The organism is Acinetobacter sp. SFA, assembly GCF_001647535.1.
In the GTDB taxonomy this organism is placed as follows: Bacteria; Pseudomonadota; Gammaproteobacteria; order Pseudomonadales; family Moraxellaceae; genus Acinetobacter; species Acinetobacter pecorum.
This window is the reverse complement of the sequence record NZ_LSZI01000019.1, coordinates 50,204-65,240: the sequence shown is the minus strand read 5'-3', so window position 1 is coordinate 65,240 and position 15,037 is coordinate 50,204. Positions and strand designations below refer to the sequence as shown.

The following is a 15,037-nucleotide window of genomic DNA, read 5'->3' as shown; positions in this document are numbered from 1 at the left end:
TTTGGCTTCGCAACGGGTAGTCATCCAACCTAAAGCCTTCGGCTACCCGTCTTTTTAATTTGAGGCCTACATGCTACAGGAGTACAGAAATGCCGTTATATGATTTCCGCTGTGAGCATTGCGAGGGAATTTTTGAACAACGTGTTCCAATTGCCCGTATCTCGACCGATACGATTGAATGTAATTATTGTAAACAGCAGACTTTAGCAAAACCGATGATCACCGGTCATCAGCAAATCAATATGAAAAGCAAATGGCGTCCGGGTTCGGGCGCTGAACAACTTGCAGGACCTCTGGTAGAAGGTCCAGGTACCAATAAAAATAGCGCACGCAGCTCGGTTTTACATAATTGCCGCGGCGTCAACTGTTCTTTATGCGATATCTAATCTCTATTCATTAAAAAAAATCCCGCACTTGCGGGATTTTTTTATGGGCAAAAACTAAGCTTAATGAGACCAATATCCTTGTTTCAGGACCTGAAGAATCAAATCGCGGTTCAAAGAAAAATCCCGATCTGATGCAATCCAGTTTAGATAAGCCTTAACAGCTTCTCGCTGTGCCTGATTCAATAAATGAAACTGTTGCATCTGTTCAGTTGGTCTGCACAAGTAAAAAGTCAGGTGAAAGAGCCATTCACCACGCAGATCGGCAATCAGAAACGCTGGTAAATGAAAACGCATACCTTCTGCATCAAAGAAACTTAAACTGCTGTGACAGTCTTTTAAATCCTGAACAGGAATTTTGGACCAATCTACTTTTTCATCACGCTGACGCAAAGCCAGACATTCTTCTGCGCTTTTATAATCATCCATGCCTTGTGCTTGCCATAAGCCAATGCCATCACCAAGAGTAACATCAGCAAATGCATTTTCAATTTGCGTCTGAATATCCTTCATGGCCTGCCATAAATAGAGCGTTTCTTCAGCATCGGCTATGAATGAACGATCATAACCACACTGCTTCATCTCCTGAATATCTGCAGGTGAAGGATAGGTCTGCATTAAACCACCAAATCTGCCAGATTACCTTTTTGCTCCAGCCAGTCTTTGCGGTCACTGGCACGTTTTTTTGCCAAGAGTTTATCCAGTAGACCTGCGGTAAAATGCGCATCATCCAGATCCAGCTGCACCAGACGGCGCGTGTTCGGATCAAGTGTAGTTTCACGCAACTGGCTGGCATTCATCTCGCCCAGACCCTTAAATCGGGTAATTTGCGGATTCTTGGTTTTGCATTTTTTCAGGATGCTGTTCAGCTCGTCTTCATCCAAAGCGTAGTGCACATCTTTGTTGTCATCAATCCGGAATAAAGGCGGCATGGCGACATACAGATGCCCTTCTTCGACCAGAGTTGGGAAATGCTTCACAAACAGGGCGCAAAGCAGGGTCGCAATATGCAGACCATCCGAGTCGGCATCGGCCAGAATACAGATCTTGCCATAACGCAGCTCAGACAGATCATCTGAACCCGGATCCACGCCAATGGCAATCGCGATGTTGTGTACTTCCTGAGATGCCAGTACTTCATCAGAAGAGACTTCCCAGGTATTTAAAATCTTGCCACGAATTGGCATGATCGCCTGAAAATTCTTGTCACGCGCCTGCTTGGCCGAACCGCCCGCAGAATCCCCTTCCACAATAAACAATTCTGACTGGTCTAGATCATGGCCTACACAATCCGACAGTTTCCCCGGCAAAGTTGGACCCGCGACAATCTTCTTACGCTCAACTTTCTTGGCCGCTTTCAGACGGCGACCGGCTTTGGAAATGGCCATTTCAGCCAGTTGCATGGCAATGTCAGAATTCTGGTTCAACCATAATGCAAAGGCATCTTTGGCAATATTCTGCACAATCCCTACTGCTTCACGGCTCGACAGACGTTCTTTGGTCTGACCTGAGAACTGCGGCTCCTGGAATTTCAGTGACAGGATATAGTTCACGCCGTCCCAGACGTCTTCGGCAGAGAGTTTCATATTCCGCGGCAGCAAATTACGCAGTTCACAGAACTCGCGCATCGCATCAGTCACGCCTGAACGCAAACCATTCACATGGGTGCCGCCCTGCGCGGTCGGAATCAGGTTGACATAAGATTCCTGAACACTTTCACCACCTTCAACATTCCAGCAAATCGCAAATTCTGCGCTGGCGCGCTCTGCATCACCTGTGGCGACAAAAGCTGGTGCCGGAATAATTTCACGGTCTTCCAACTCATCCATCAAATAGTCAACCAGACCATTTTCAAACTGCCAGGTGATCTTTTCATCATTGATCTGATCAATATAATTGATCTGTAAACCTGCGGCCAGAACAGCTTTGGCTTTGAGATTATGTTTTAACGCTTTTAAGGCAAATTTAGGCGAATCAAAATATTTAGCTTCTGGCCAGAAGTGAACTGTTGTCCCGGATACCCGTTTTGGTGCCTTACCTGCCAGTACTTCAAGTGGTGCAACCGGTTCGCCATTTTCAAAGGCCATTTTATACAGGTTACCCTGACGCCGTACCGCAACTTCAACACGGGTCGACAGTGCATTCACCACCGAGATCCCGACGCCATGCAAGCCACCGGAAAACTGGTAGTTATCGGTACTGAACTTGCCGCCGGCATGCAGTTTGGTCATGATGATTTCAATACCGCTCTGGCCATATTCCGGGTGTATATCTACCGGCATACCACGGCCATTGTCTTCGACTGACAAAGAACCATCTTTATAGACCGTGACGGTAATTTTATTGGCATGCCCTGCCAGTGCCTCATCGACAGCATTATCAATCACTTCCTGGGCCAAATGGTTGGGACGAGAAGTATCGGTATACATGCCCGGACGACGACGGACCGGGTCCAGACCAGACAGAACTTCGAGAGATTGAGCCGTATATTGAGACACGTTATTCGGTTTCCTTTTTTATGCAGTCCAATAAAAACTGTAAGACGAACGGAATTTTTTCCGCAAAATCATCCATCCCGTGACTGCCATGCGCTTCAGTCATCAGCATAGCCGGGGGATGCGCAGCACTATAATAACGATGTGCTTCACGATAATCCAAAACTTCATCACCTTGTTGCAGCAGAACCAGTATTTTGTCTGCATCTTGTGCAACCGGCAGGGCCAATTGTTGCAGTTGTGTCAGATCTGCCTCATCCAGACACCAGTTTGGATGTACCTGATAAGGTAACTGCTCATCAAACAGTTCACGAAACAGTTGCCATGGTCGCATTGCCGGATTGATCAGTACAGCAGGCACAGCATGCTGTGCGACCAGATGTGTCGCATAAAATCCCCCGAGACTGCTGCCCAGCAATGCGACCTTTTGCATTGACTCAATCAGCGCGGACACATGTGCAATGGCAGCATTCGGTGGCATGTTTAAATCAGGTAAATGTACCCGGATCTCTGGATACTGTGCACAGTAGTGTTGCAGCAATCTCCCCTTGATCGAGTTCGAATTACTCTTAAATCCATGCAAATAAATGATATTCATCAACTATCAACAAAAAACCCATCAATCATCAAAATTTAATTTAAAAATGTGAAGTACACTACTTTTTATAACCTGTTAATTGCTTAAATTGTCTGACAAAAAAGCTCAAAATCTTTTCTCATTCTCGTTATTTTAATCGAAGGCTCTTAAAAATCTGGAAACCCAACAAGAAAAAGAATTTATACCGCGAAGTTCTTTAAAAAGAAAGACAGTACTACACGCGGCTCAATGAAAGGACAGGATCAGATGCCAAGTTTGACACCGTTACATGAAACCTATTGTCGCTGGGACCGAACCCCGCCGAGTCAGGCCGATGTACTGGAAGGTCTGGCGCAGCTGGTCACGATGCGCTTTAATGATGTGATCCAGGAGCTGGTCAAAAGTCTTCAACGCGAAATTTTAATGAGTATTTTTGGTTTAAGTGAAAACAATTCACAGAAAATTCAGAATATTCCTTCGATTGTGCGGCTCTACCAAATGTCTTATGACATGCTGTTTCATTATGGCAATACCCTGATTGCTCCCGCTTTGCGCCAGATCATTGAACGGTTTCCAAAACTGCACAACAAACCGTTGACCCCTTCCTTGCATTTCCTGGTCAGTGCCTTAAATGGCATTATCGGGGACTACCTGCTGAAATATCAAAACCCTCTCGCCCTACCGATGGTGATCTATGACCATTATGGCTCGCTGCAAAAAGGTGAGCTGAGCGGCCGTATTACCCTGTTTGTACATGGCCTGTGCATGAACCATTTAGACTGGTCAAATCGCAAATATGAAGGAATCGGTGAAAAATTACTGGCGCAGCGCAGCCGCAATACCATGCTCTACCTGAACTACAATACCGGACGCCGGATTTCTGCCAATGGTCGCAGTCTGGCAAATACCTTACAGGAACTGGTCACCCGCAATCCGCGAATTACCAGTATTGACCTGATTGGACATAGTATGGGTGGACTGGTCTCACGCAGTGCACTGTTCTATGGCAAGCAAAATATGTATGGCTGGGTCAACATGGTGGAGAATCTGGTTTGTCTGGGTTCACCGCATCATGGTGCGGTACTGGAACGTTTTGGCTTTAGCCTGCAGGACAAACTTGGACATTTTCCACTGATCCGGCTAATTGGCCATCTGGTCAATATCCGCAGTAACGGGATTCTGGATTTACGCCATGGTAGCGTTCGTGATGATGACTGGGAGCATAATCCGCTTCGGATCGGCCTTATGGATGATCACCGCAAACCTGCCCCGATTCCCTCTCATATCGATACCTATCTGGTTGCAGGTACCATCGAGTTTGAACACCGCAAGAACAAGACCCTGCATATGATTGGCGATTATCTGGTCAGTTTGAAAAGTGCTTTGGGCGAGCACCCTAATCCTCGTTTCCAGCTCAAAGTCCCGGATGCACATAAGGCTATTTTCTATGGCCTGAACCATTTTGAAATTCAGTATCATCCACTGGTGGCCGAACAGATCGTACGCTGGTTTTATCCAAGTATAGAAGATGAAGCCTTTGATCAGATTCATGAATATATAATGGACCTGGACAGCCTGAAAGGCATTGCCCTGACCTGAACTCAAGCATATAAAAAAGCCCTCGATTAAGGGCTTTTTTGTGACTGACTGAATTAATATTTGTCTCTCAGTCGTTTAACCGGTACGGTTTTATATTTACGCAGCAATTGCCATACACTGACCAGCAGTAAAATACTGAAAAAGATCAAGGACCAGACAGGCAAGGATTGGCCCAAGAAGGTCCAGTCAACCGTGGCACATTCCCCTGAACCATTGAGCACCTGTTGTAATACAGACTGCATCGGCAAGGTTTCCAGCCAGTATTCCAGACCGGGACCACAGCTCGGCACCTGATCTGGGGGCAGGTTCTGCAGCCAGACATGCCGCGCCGCCACCCCCACAGACCACAAAATACTGAGCGAACCCAGCAAGGCATAAAACCGTTTCATGAGATTGGATGCAGGGTTATGCAGACATGCGATGAGGGAGATAATCCCCAGTCCAATTAATCCGACACGTTGAAACACACAGAGCGGACAAGGTGCAAGCCCTTGTACATGCTCAAGATATAGGGCAAATGCCATGCCGATGACAGCAGCCAGAAACAACACCCCACTCACGAAGCGATAACCCCATTGCATGGTGAATCCTCTTGTTTTTTATCGATATTGGGCTAAATAATCAGCAAAACTGATGCTGCTATCTTGCTCGAGTTGCTGTTGCTGCTGCAATGACTTTTGTGACATTTCTTCAAAATAAGCCAGTGTTTCGGGACTGAGCTGATGTTCTTCATAGACCAGGCTGTGCTGCTGTGCCAGATGTTGGCCAAAATGCCACATACCGCCCTGTTTACGTATATCCCCGACCACCAGGGCAGACAGGGTAGCATCAACTTCATCGACCCGGAGCATCATGGTTTTGAGGGCATCGGTATACACGGTGATGTCATAGGTCGAATCAAGTAGCTTGGCTAGGGGCAGCATGCGCTGCAAATGCATGCCACACCAGTCTTCAATCAGATAAGATTGACCATTTTCTATAATCGCCGCATTGGGCGCACGACCACGGTTGACGACCTCGGCCTGATTCTGCTCAATGAGGTCCTGTTCATCACCGAGTAGTGCCGGACTGTCCTGCAATAGACAGTACAGGGCCAGTACTTCAAGAAAACCGGCTGTATCTTCATTGATACCAGTCGGACTATAAGGATTGACATCGACGGCACGCAACTCGATATAGGCAATCCCGCGATTTTCCAAGGCCTGGGACGGTGTTTCGCCCGCTTGCGGTACCTGTTTCGGGCGCACCAAGCTGTAATATTCATTTTCGATTTGCAGCACATGGTCATTGATCTGGATCGGCTGACCATTTGCATCGTCCAATCCTAAACGGCTAAACGGCTCATAGGGCGTTTTGACGGCTTTTTGCAGTCCATCCAGATAGTCCTGCAAATTATTGTAGTGAATACCGAGCTGTTTCTGCGCAGAGTTCTGATAACCGAAACGCCCCATACGCAGTGCAGTCGCATATGGAGAATATAGGGTGCCTTTGACCAATGGCAACAAGAAATGGTCACGGCCGGTCATAAAGCACTGGCAGACTGCCGGACTGGCCCCGATCAGGAACATGACCAGTGGGGTCAGGCGGATAAAGTTACGGATCAGCCCCATATAGCGGTGGCTGCGATAATCCTGCAAGCTTAATGCCTTGAGAGATTCGTCCTGTTCCTGCTGCTGTAAGGCCTCGAACAGATGATCCGGAAAAGACAGATTATAGTGCACGCCTGAAATCGTCTGCATACGACGGCCGTAACGCACACCTAGACCATGACGATACAAGGTCTTGAATAGGCCGATGTTCGAGCTGCCATACTGTGCCAGCGGAATACTGTCATCACTGCTGTCCAGCATACACGGCATCGACAAGGGCCAGAGTTTTTCATCATTTTCCAGATGACGATGCACAATCGCATGAATATCACTGAGATAATCCAGCGCTTTTTTAATACTGTCTTGTGGCGGAGTAATGAACTCCATCAATGCTTCAGAATAGTCCGTCGTGATATGGGGATGAGTCAAGGCTGAACCCAAGGCACGAGGATGCGCTGCCTGTGACAGGAATCCATCACTTTGCATGCGTAAGCTTTCACGCTCAATACCACGCAGCATGCCTTTGATGAGTGACGACTCGACCCAGGTCGGTAACACATTTAGGGAAGTCGATTCAGGTTGACTCATTACAATCTCGCTTAAGGGGGCTAAACTATTAAATAAATTAAAATCATCAGTTTAATCAGTATAACGTGATTTCATGCCGGCATATGACAGGCTGCCTAGTTTTCAGGCAAACCTTTGATTTTTAATTTGGCAAATATTTAACACAAACTTCCTCTATAAGACATGGATAATTTGTGATTTTATTAACAAATAGATGCTAATGAATTGTAAATATTATGAATTATCAAGATATTTTAGACTTCTGGTTTCATGCGGACAGCCAGCCATTATGGTTTAGCCAGAGTCATGAATTCGACCAAAGTATTGCACAGCAGTTCATGAGCACCCATCGGCAGGCAACCCAAGCTGAACTCTGGGCCTGGCGTAAAACCGCAGAAGGCCGGCTGGCTGAAATTATTGTTCTGGATCAATTTTCACGAAATTTATTCCGGGATTCTCCCCAGGCTTTTGCCCAAGACAGTCTGGCACTGGCTTTGGCTCAGGAAGCCATCAGCCTGAACCTGGATCAACAGCTCAGTCCGGAACAGCGTGCCTTTCTTTATATGCCGTTTATGCACAGTGAATCCAGACTGATTCATGAATTCGCTTTGAAACTGTTCCAGCGTCTGGGTAATCCGACCAATCTTGAATTCGAGAAAAAGCACAAGGTCATTATTGACCGCTTTGGACGTTACCCGCACAGAAATCAAATCTTGGGCCGTGAATCGACCGATGAAGAACTTATTTTCCTGACCCAGCCCGACAGCAGCTTTTAAGATTTTTTAACAGGCTGTCCGGACTGGATCATTGCATCAGGAGACCGAACATGAAAAATACACTACTGGGATTGGGTGTAATTGCTGCCCTTAGCCTGACGGGCTGTGCCACCACACCTTCCAAACCCTTGACCTTTGACCAGCTCGGCCAGTACAGCACCACGCCATTGAATGCCAATACCTATCGCATCAGCTTTCAGGCACGCCCCAATATGAGCTTTGGTACAGCGGAAGAAATTACCCTGCTCAAAGCCGCCCAGACCACCGTACAGAATGGCTTTCAGTTCTTCAGGGTGCTCAATGATCCAAGTAACCGGACCCAACCGCCGCGGCAGGCCGTGGTTTATCCAGCACCGAGCTACTATCCATTTGGTTATTACCGCCGTTATCCGGGTTTCTGGCCTGACCCATTCTATGACCGTCCTTATACCGTGACTCTGGATCCTGCCCAGGTGGCCTATACCATTGAATGCTTCAAAGCCAATCAGGCACCTCAAGATGCTTTTGATGCCCGCTTGATTTTACAGTCACTTGGCGCTAAATATGGTTTAAGTCCATCTGGTACAGTGCTGCAACCGCAACCGGCCAATCCCTCCTGACAGGATGATTCATGCAGACAGAGCGTATTTCCCCGAGCCTACAACGAAGTAAACGTTTCGCGACCATTGCCCTGGTGGTTGCGGTTCTGATCTGGTTGGCATTGATGGTGGCAGCCAAACTGCTGCCGGAATATGTCTGGCTGCTTCAGATCCTGATGCTTTCGGCAGAAGCAGGGGTAGTTGGTGGTCTGGCAGACTGGTATGCGATTACGGTTCTGTTCCGCAATCCCTTTGGCCGTCTGCCTATTCCCAAGTTTTTACGTGACCACACCGAAATTATTCCACGCAACAAGGCCCGGATTGCAGAATCGATGGGCCGTTTTGTCCAGGAAAATTTTCTTTCTCCACAAATTGTACAGCGCAGCTTGGAGAGTACCGACCTCAGTCTGGCCGCGGGGCGCTGGCTGGCCAATCCACAGAACAATGTCCAGGTGACTCAGGTCATCCAGCAGACGGCTCCGAAAATCTTTGAATTTGTCGGGCAGGAACAGATTGCCGGATTTATCCAGAGCAATAGCGTGCAATGGGTCAAAAACACCCAGATCAATACCTTGGCCAGTGAAATGCTACGCGCAGTACTGGACAATGATTTCCATCAGGATGTGCTACAGCGAGGACTGGATGTGGTACATGCCTGGATGACCTCTCATCCCGAACAGACCCGGGAACTGACCCGTAACCTGTTTAAGGAAATGGGTGTGTGGAAACTGGCCAAAGGTGCCAGCTGGATCGGGATTGATGTGCAGCAACGCAGTATCGACTCTGTCATTCAGCGGGTTGAGGCCATGCTGGCCGATCCAGATCATCCATGGCGACTTAAAATTGAGGAAATGGGACATGACTGGATGTTGCAGCTGTCGGATAATGACAGTGAAGCTAGCCAGCGTCTGAATGAAACCAAAGATGCCTTACTGGATAGTCCACAAGTGCTGAATTTTATCAGTGGTGCCGTGGTGATTTTATGTGATGCAATCAAGGAAGACTTGCAAAAACCAGATTCGGGTATTGCGGAAAATTTCAGGATTGCTATCCAGCAGGTTGGAGAAAATATTATCTCGAATGTCTCGGTTCGTGAGCTGCTGAATAAACGTCTCAGCGGAATCGCGGTGGACCTGAGCGACCAGTACAGTGAAAAAGTCATCCGCTTTATCAGCGAGCGCATCCACGAATGGGATTCAAGCGAAATGATTGACAAGATTGAAAATGAGGTCGGTGGTGACCTGCATATGATCCGGGTCAATGGCGTGGTAGTTGGGGCCTGTATCGGTCTGGTGCTCGGGATCATCCGGGCGGCAGTGGAGCATTTAATTTAAAGGTGAGGCTATTTGCCCCATACAGCCCAGCTTTTAAGTCGTCAGAGAGTTGTTCCCCACCCGATTAAATTTAAAAATGATCATTTGGGTGGCTGAGGTCCGGACATATCTACCAGTAGCCCGGTAAATCTGCGTACAAACGGCAATAAAGTCACCACAATTGGAAAAGCAATCGCCCAGGAAATCATCCAGTTATGAAACCAGAGCGCGATAAATCCTTCAGTCCAGCCGAGGGTACGCAGCATATTGATCATGGAAATAATGCCACTCATCAGGCAGGACAGGATAAAAGGCACAATAATCAGTGCCCATTTTGCAGGGAGTTTAGGAATGTTCCCGATAATAGTTGGACGTTGTGGTGAAGCCATACTGCCTCTTTTTTTGTTTGTTCTTCGACTACCCACAATATAAGCCAAATCTTCAGACTTGGCTGAGTGATTTTTTTATTTAGATAGTTTTGCCTGATATTAATTCAATTTTCATGAGATTTATCCCGTTATTCTCTATTGATTTAATTAGAAAATTTATGACTGTTAATTGTATAGTTTTTCTTCTCCATAAATGCTTTTACCTAAACAGCCGGAAATTTGCTATATTTGCTGTTTTTCTGCGATCTCTATTTTCGACTGATTATGAATACGGCAATACAAGCAGCTCTCGATCATGCAGTGCACACTCTACAGGCACAAGGCGTACTCCCATCTGACTGGAATAATACAAGTAATTTGACGCGTACCAAAGACCGAAGCCATGGTGACTTTGCGTCGAATATTGCCATGATCGCGTCGAAAGCTGCAGGTATGAAGCCACGTGATTTAGCAGAAAAGATTCTTGCTGCCCTGCCTGAAGTGGCAGATATCAGCAAGGCAGAAATTGCCGGTCCCGGTTTTATTAACTTCTTTCTGAATGCCGACCAGCGCTTTGTTGTTCTGGATCAAATTCAGGCCCAACAGGCAACGTATGGTCGTACCCAGGTCAATGCCGGCAAACGTATCCAGGTTGAGTTCGTCTCTGCCAATCCAACCTCTAGCCTGCACGTGGGTCATGGTCGTGGTGCTGCATATGGTATGACGGTGGCGAATCTGCTTGAAGCAACCGGTGCCAAAGTCGACCGTGAATACTATGTCAATGACGCTGGCCGTCAGATGGATATTCTGGCGACTTCTACTTACCTGCGTTACTTAGAATTAACCGGTCAGGAACTGGTCTTTCCGAAAAATGCTTACCAGGGCAACTACGTTAAAGAAATCGCGCAAAGCATTATTGACCAGGATGGTGATGCCTATGTCCGCCCTGTTGCAGATGTTTATAAAGATGTACCGGAAGATGTGCAATATGCTGCAGAGCCCGATGCTGAAGGCAATAAAGTCGTTGTTTCTGGCGATAAAGAAAAGCATATCGATGGCCTGATCTTCAATTCACAAACCTTATTAAATGAAGGCTACCGTGTTTTCCATCAGGCTGCTTTAAAAGCCATTCTGGATGACATTAAAGACGATCTGGGTGAGTTCGGAGTGACTTTCAACCAGTGGTTCAGCGAAGCTTCTCTCACTGAAAAAATTGAAGAAGCCTTACAAACTCTGGATCAGCGCGGTTTCCTGTACGAAAAAGATGGCAACATCTGGTTCAAGTCGACTGAATTCGGTGATGAAAAAGACCGCGTGGTGAAACGCCGTAATGGCCAGACCACCTACTTCGCGTCTGACATTGCCTACCACCTGAACAAGTTGCAACGTGGCTATACCGATATTATTGATATCTGGGGTTCAGACCACCACGGTTATATTTCCCGGGTAAAAGCGGCCATTGATGCGCTGGGTTATGACTCGAAAAAACTGACTGTACTTTTAGTTCAGTTTGTCAGCCTGTGGCGCGGTGGCGAGATGGTACAAATGTCATCCCGTTCAGGCCAGTTCGTGACCTTGCGTGACCTGCGTAAAGAAGTCGGTAATGATGCAGCACGTTTCTACTACGTAATGCGCAAGTCTGAACAGCACATCGACTTTGACCTGGATCTTGCCGTGTCACAAAGTAAGGACAATGCAGTGTATTACATCCAGTATGCACATGCCCGGATCTGCCGTATGTTAGAAAAGGCAGCCTCTATCGGTGTCAACTTTGATACAGCGACCGCTCGCAGTCTGGCAGCTAAACTCGAGCTGGAAGCGGAAACTGAAATCCTGGCAAAACTGGCAGCGTATCCAGAGATCGTGGTGCGTGCTGCCAACAGTTATGAACCACATCAGATTGGCAATTACCTGAAAGAACTGGCTGCGCTGTTCCATGGCTGGTACAACGACAATAAGGTTCTGGGTGATGATGCTGAGTTGACTCAGGCACGTTTATTGTTATCTGTGAATGTTCGCCAGGTATTACGTAATGGTTTAGAGCTTTTAGGTGTGTCTGCTCCTGAGAGCATGTAAATAAGAATCTTGTAACTTTAGCTATATGCTTGAAGATACAGAAAAATTAAAATTCTGTGTGATTTATGATCTAGAGGATGACTTTTAGATCCTGATCACATAGGATGAAATGATAGTAGGGGCATAACTGCTGTTATGCCTTTTCTATATGTCCCGATTAATAAGAGGAAAATCCCAAGTGTTTGGAAAAACGCAGCGCGGTGTATCTGAAAGACCGAATAAGCCTAAAAAGCCACTTATTCCAACCTGGCTCGGCACACTCGTGATCATTTTAATCGTGTTAAGTTTTTTGATGGCACTCATGCTCTGGAAGCCATGGGAACCAGTCAAACCGAAGACTCAAACCAGTGAATCTGTCCAAGAAGAAGACACCAACAAAGATTACCGTTTTTATGACCTGTTACCACAGCAGCAAGTGACGCCAATTCCTGAACAGGCAGTTCCTGAAAACAAAAAGCAGGATACGGTAGTCATTGTTGAAGCCCCCCGCCCTGAAGCGGCTGAACCTGAGGCGACCACAACTGAGCCTGGCCTGGAAGCCAGTGAAGCTCCTGTTGCCGCACCGGCCAGTTATATTCTGCAGGTGCGCAGTTTTGATGACCCAGATCAGGCGGATGCTCGCCGTGCAGAAATTATTCTTAATGGCTTATCTGCCGATGTGGTACGCAGTGTGGAAAATGGCAAAGTCTGGTATCGCGTGGTTTCTGGTCCTTACGATTCAGCAGAAGCTGCGATCATCGCGCAGCAAACCTTGCAAAATAGCGGAATCGATTCAATCGTCGTAAAACGATAAACCTTAACAATAAAAAAGCGCCTGATGGCGCTTTTTTTTGAACCTCTCCCTTGCGCAGCAGTGCTGCTCATCTCCTACAAGGAGAGGCAACCTTCCCCTTTTTCAAAAGGGAAGCTAAAATTTTTAAACCGTATGCCCGAGTGCTTCGCCCATCAATACAGTTGAATTGGCTTTAAACTTTTCATCCCAATGCATTTTATTTTCTTCAAACAGGATAATTGCGGTTGAACCGAGGTAGAAACGGCCCAGCTCTGCACCTTTTTCTAGAAATAAATCATGCTGATTCAGTTCGATACGCCCAGACGGTTTCACCTTACCCGTAGCAACCGTTTCAATCCCTGCGACGATCATCGCACCCACCAATACCACTGCCATACGGCCGAGTTCTGTATCAAACAGGCAGACCATACGTTCATTACGGGCAAACAGGCCCGGAATGTTTTCTGCTGTCGTCTGGTTAACCGAGAACAGTTCACCCGGTACATACAGGGTTTCAGTCAGTGTTCCGGCAAATGGCATATGTACACGGTGATAGTCACGTGGTGACAGATACACTGTCGCGAATTCACCATTTTTAAATGGTTCGGCCAGTTGCGGATCGGCAATCAGATTTTCAACAGTGAACTTCTGTCCTTTGGCCTGAAATACATCGCCATTTTCAATTTTACCCAGTTGGGAAATCGCGCCATCCGCAGGAGAAACAATTGCAGTTGAATCCGCATCTACCGCACGTACACCTGTTCTCAGACCACGGGTAAAGAAGTCATTAAATGAATTAAACTTCAGTGCATTAGTTTGCTCAGCAATCGACATATCAATCCCGTATTTGGTCTTGAATGCTGTAATGACCGCTGTTTTTACAATCGGATTTTCACTGGCTGCTATTTTTCCCACCACACGTGACAGGCGATGCTGCGGCACCACTTTTTGGGCCTGGATAAACAGTTGTTGTTTTAGACGCGATGTGATGCTCAAGATGGCACCTCTCCTGTAGCGATTGGACTATCGAGGCGGTTGCCCCATTCACTCCACGCACCATCATAGGCCCGGATATTCCAGCCCAATAACCGGCCCAGAATATAAGCCAGACCTGAACGGTGATGGGACTGACAATACGCTACAACCGGTTGATTCAAATCAAAACCCAGTTGTTCCAGACGCTGCTGTGTGCGTGGTAAAGGATGTAATTTTAAATGATTTTGCCGGTTAAGGGCAGTACTCCACTCAAAATGACGTGCACCTGGAATGTGACCACCGCGTCGCGCTGCCAGACGCAGGCCGGTATATTCTTCTTCTGTACGACAATCCCAGAGCTGAATATTTTCATTTTCAACCTGTTGTCTTAATTCCTCATAGCCAATCTGGAATTGGGCCTTATGCTCGAGTTGCACCTGAACTAAATGCTCGACCGGCTGAACAGTTTCCTGATCAGATGAAGTAGGCAGACTGGCACCGAGCCAGGCATGAATCCCGCCATTGAGTAAGCTGGTATTTTCAAAGCCCAGACAATGCAGGTTCCAGAGTAAACGTCCGGCCCATGCACCGCCCTCATCATCATAAGCCACGACATGATGTTCTGGAGAAATATTCAGATAATTGATGAGCGCCTGTAAGCCTTCGGTATCCGGTAACAGTCCCATCGCCGTTTCTTCCTGGCGCACCAGAAGTTTAGGCTTTAAATGTAAGGCATGTGGAATATGCAATTGCTCGTAGACCGAAGCCCGGCTTAAATCCACAATTCTGAGTTTCTCATGTCCCAGATACGGAACCAGGTCTTCTGCTTCAATCAGCAGGCCAAAATCCAAGGCTGAAGCTGTCATCATTATCAGGTGTCGTCACGGTCAAATCTATCTGATCTTAGCACAGCTCATTTTTTCAATTATGATATTTTTATCAAGATCCTTAGCATAATTTTAGCTAAGA

At 47.0% G+C, this 15,037-nt stretch carries 15 protein-coding genes; 7 read left to right on the top strand and 8 right to left on the bottom strand.

The window, feature by feature from the left end:
* Window positions 1-89: 89 nt before the first annotated feature.
* Window positions 90-386: an FmdB family zinc ribbon protein gene (locus AY607_RS11405; protein WP_064095103.1), complete on the top strand. Its 297-nt coding sequence runs from the start codon at window positions 90-92 to the stop codon at window positions 384-386.
* Between the two features lie 60 nt (window positions 387-446).
* Here the strand turns inward: AY607_RS11405 and AY607_RS11400 are convergent, their stop codons facing one another.
* The 3 genes from AY607_RS11400 to AY607_RS11390 are packed head-to-tail and all read right to left on the bottom strand — an operon-like array spanning window position 447 to window position 3,476.
* Entirely contained in the window at window positions 447-1,001 is a 555-nt protein-coding gene (locus AY607_RS11400; RefSeq protein ID WP_064102591.1) for a DUF6714 family protein, read from the bottom strand.
* Window positions 1,001-2,881, bottom strand: coding sequence for a DNA topoisomerase IV subunit B (gene parE, locus AY607_RS11395; RefSeq protein WP_064095105.1), 1,881 nt, complete (start codon window positions 2,879-2,881; stop codon window positions 1,001-1,003). Before parE ends, AY607_RS11400 begins: the two co-directional genes overlap by 1 nt.
* Before the next feature lies 1 nt (window position 2,882).
* A complete protein-coding gene (locus AY607_RS11390) occupies window positions 2,883-3,476 on the bottom strand; it encodes a YqiA/YcfP family alpha/beta fold hydrolase (RefSeq protein ID WP_064102590.1) in 594 nt (197 codons plus the stop codon).
* Window positions 3,477-3,722: 246 nt separating this feature from the next.
* Here AY607_RS11390 and AY607_RS11385 point away from each other — a divergent pair, with 246 nt between their 5' ends.
* Window positions 3,723-5,054 (top strand): hypothetical protein, encoded by a 1,332-nt coding sequence (locus AY607_RS11385; RefSeq protein WP_064102652.1) that lies wholly within the window; start codon window positions 3,723-3,725, stop codon window positions 5,052-5,054.
* Between the two features lie 53 nt (window positions 5,055-5,107).
* On the opposite strand, the gene AY607_RS11380 is transcribed toward AY607_RS11385, so the two are convergent.
* Together AY607_RS11380 and gshA are read right to left on the bottom strand one after the other, a co-directional pair.
* The gene (locus tag AY607_RS11380; protein WP_064102589.1) at window positions 5,108-5,635 is read right to left on the bottom strand and encodes a disulfide bond formation protein B; all 528 of its coding nucleotides are present in this window, start codon (window positions 5,633-5,635) and stop codon (window positions 5,108-5,110) included.
* 18 nt (window positions 5,636-5,653) lie between these two features.
* Entirely contained in the window at window positions 5,654-7,231 is a 1,578-nt protein-coding gene (gene gshA, locus AY607_RS11375; RefSeq protein ID WP_064102588.1) for a glutamate--cysteine ligase, read from the bottom strand.
* Window positions 7,232-7,446: 215 nt separating this feature from the next.
* On the opposite strand from gshA, the gene AY607_RS11370 reads away from it, so the two are divergent.
* The 3 genes from AY607_RS11370 to AY607_RS11360 are packed head-to-tail and all read left to right on the top strand — an operon-like array spanning window position 7,447 to window position 9,898.
* Window positions 7,447-7,986 (top strand): DUF924 family protein, encoded by a 540-nt coding sequence (locus AY607_RS11370; RefSeq protein WP_064102587.1) that lies wholly within the window; start codon window positions 7,447-7,449, stop codon window positions 7,984-7,986.
* A 50-nt stretch (window positions 7,987-8,036) separates the two neighbouring features.
* On the top strand, window positions 8,037-8,585 hold the full coding sequence (locus AY607_RS11365; RefSeq protein ID WP_064102586.1) for a CC0125/CC1285 family lipoprotein: 549 nt from the start codon (window positions 8,037-8,039) through the stop codon (window positions 8,583-8,585).
* Between the two features lie 11 nt (window positions 8,586-8,596).
* Window positions 8,597-9,898, top strand: coding sequence for a DUF445 domain-containing protein (locus AY607_RS11360; RefSeq protein ID WP_064102585.1), 1,302 nt, complete (start codon window positions 8,597-8,599; stop codon window positions 9,896-9,898).
* Between the two features lie 80 nt (window positions 9,899-9,978).
* Here the strand turns inward: AY607_RS11360 and AY607_RS11355 are convergent, their stop codons facing one another.
* Window positions 9,979-10,266: a DUF2798 domain-containing protein gene (locus AY607_RS11355; protein ID WP_064095112.1), complete on the bottom strand. Its 288-nt coding sequence runs from the start codon at window positions 10,264-10,266 to the stop codon at window positions 9,979-9,981.
* 264 nt (window positions 10,267-10,530) lie between these two features.
* On the opposite strand from AY607_RS11355, the gene argS reads away from it, so the two are divergent.
* Window positions 10,531-12,321 (top strand): arginine--tRNA ligase, encoded by a 1,791-nt coding sequence (gene argS, locus AY607_RS11350; protein ID WP_064102584.1) that lies wholly within the window; start codon window positions 10,531-10,533, stop codon window positions 12,319-12,321.
* A gap of 178 nt (window positions 12,322-12,499) precedes the next feature.
* Window positions 12,500-13,114 (top strand): SPOR domain-containing protein, encoded by a 615-nt coding sequence (locus tag AY607_RS11345; RefSeq protein ID WP_064102583.1) that lies wholly within the window; start codon window positions 12,500-12,502, stop codon window positions 13,112-13,114.
* Window positions 13,115-13,237: 123 nt separating this feature from the next.
* On the opposite strand, the gene asd is transcribed toward AY607_RS11345, so the two are convergent.
* Both asd and AY607_RS11335 read right to left on the bottom strand, forming a co-directional pair.
* Window positions 13,238-14,089: an archaetidylserine decarboxylase gene (gene asd / locus AY607_RS11340; RefSeq protein WP_064095115.1), complete on the bottom strand. Its 852-nt coding sequence runs from the start codon at window positions 14,087-14,089 to the stop codon at window positions 13,238-13,240.
* Complete coding sequence (locus AY607_RS11335; RefSeq protein WP_064095180.1) at window positions 14,086-14,934, bottom strand: sulfurtransferase; 849 nt, start codon at window positions 14,932-14,934, stop codon at window positions 14,086-14,088. The genes asd and AY607_RS11335 overlap by 4 nt, the downstream gene beginning before the upstream one ends.
* Window positions 14,935-15,037 lie beyond the last annotated feature (103 nt).

Coding starts and splice junctions, on each gene's coding strand:
- AY607_RS11385 (WP_064102652.1), top strand. CDS start 3,723: ATGCCAAGTTTGACACCGTTACATGAAACCTATTGTCGCTGGGACCGA.
- AY607_RS11365 (WP_064102586.1), top strand. CDS start 8,037: ATGAAAAATACACTACTGGGATTGGGTGTAATTGCTGCCCTTAGCCTG.
- AY607_RS11400 (WP_064102591.1), bottom strand. CDS start 1,001: ATGCAGACCTATCCTTCACCTGCAGATATTCAGGAGATGAAGCAGTGT.
- argS (WP_064102584.1), top strand. CDS start 10,531: ATGAATACGGCAATACAAGCAGCTCTCGATCATGCAGTGCACACTCTA.
- AY607_RS11380 (WP_064102589.1), bottom strand. CDS start 5,635: ATGCAATGGGGTTATCGCTTCGTGAGTGGGGTGTTGTTTCTGGCTGCT.
- AY607_RS11405 (WP_064095103.1), top strand. CDS start 90: ATGCCGTTATATGATTTCCGCTGTGAGCATTGCGAGGGAATTTTTGAA.
- AY607_RS11360 (WP_064102585.1), top strand. CDS start 8,597: ATGCAGACAGAGCGTATTTCCCCGAGCCTACAACGAAGTAAACGTTTC.
- gshA (WP_064102588.1), bottom strand. CDS start 7,231: ATGAGTCAACCTGAATCGACTTCCCTAAATGTGTTACCGACCTGGGTC.
- AY607_RS11335 (WP_064095180.1), bottom strand. CDS start 14,934: ATGACAGCTTCAGCCTTGGATTTTGGCCTGCTGATTGAAGCAGAAGAC.
- AY607_RS11370 (WP_064102587.1), top strand. CDS start 7,447: ATGAATTATCAAGATATTTTAGACTTCTGGTTTCATGCGGACAGCCAG.
- AY607_RS11390 (WP_064102590.1), bottom strand. CDS start 3,476: ATGAATATCATTTATTTGCATGGATTTAAGAGTAATTCGAACTCGATC.
- AY607_RS11355 (WP_064095112.1), bottom strand. CDS start 10,266: ATGGCTTCACCACAACGTCCAACTATTATCGGGAACATTCCTAAACTC.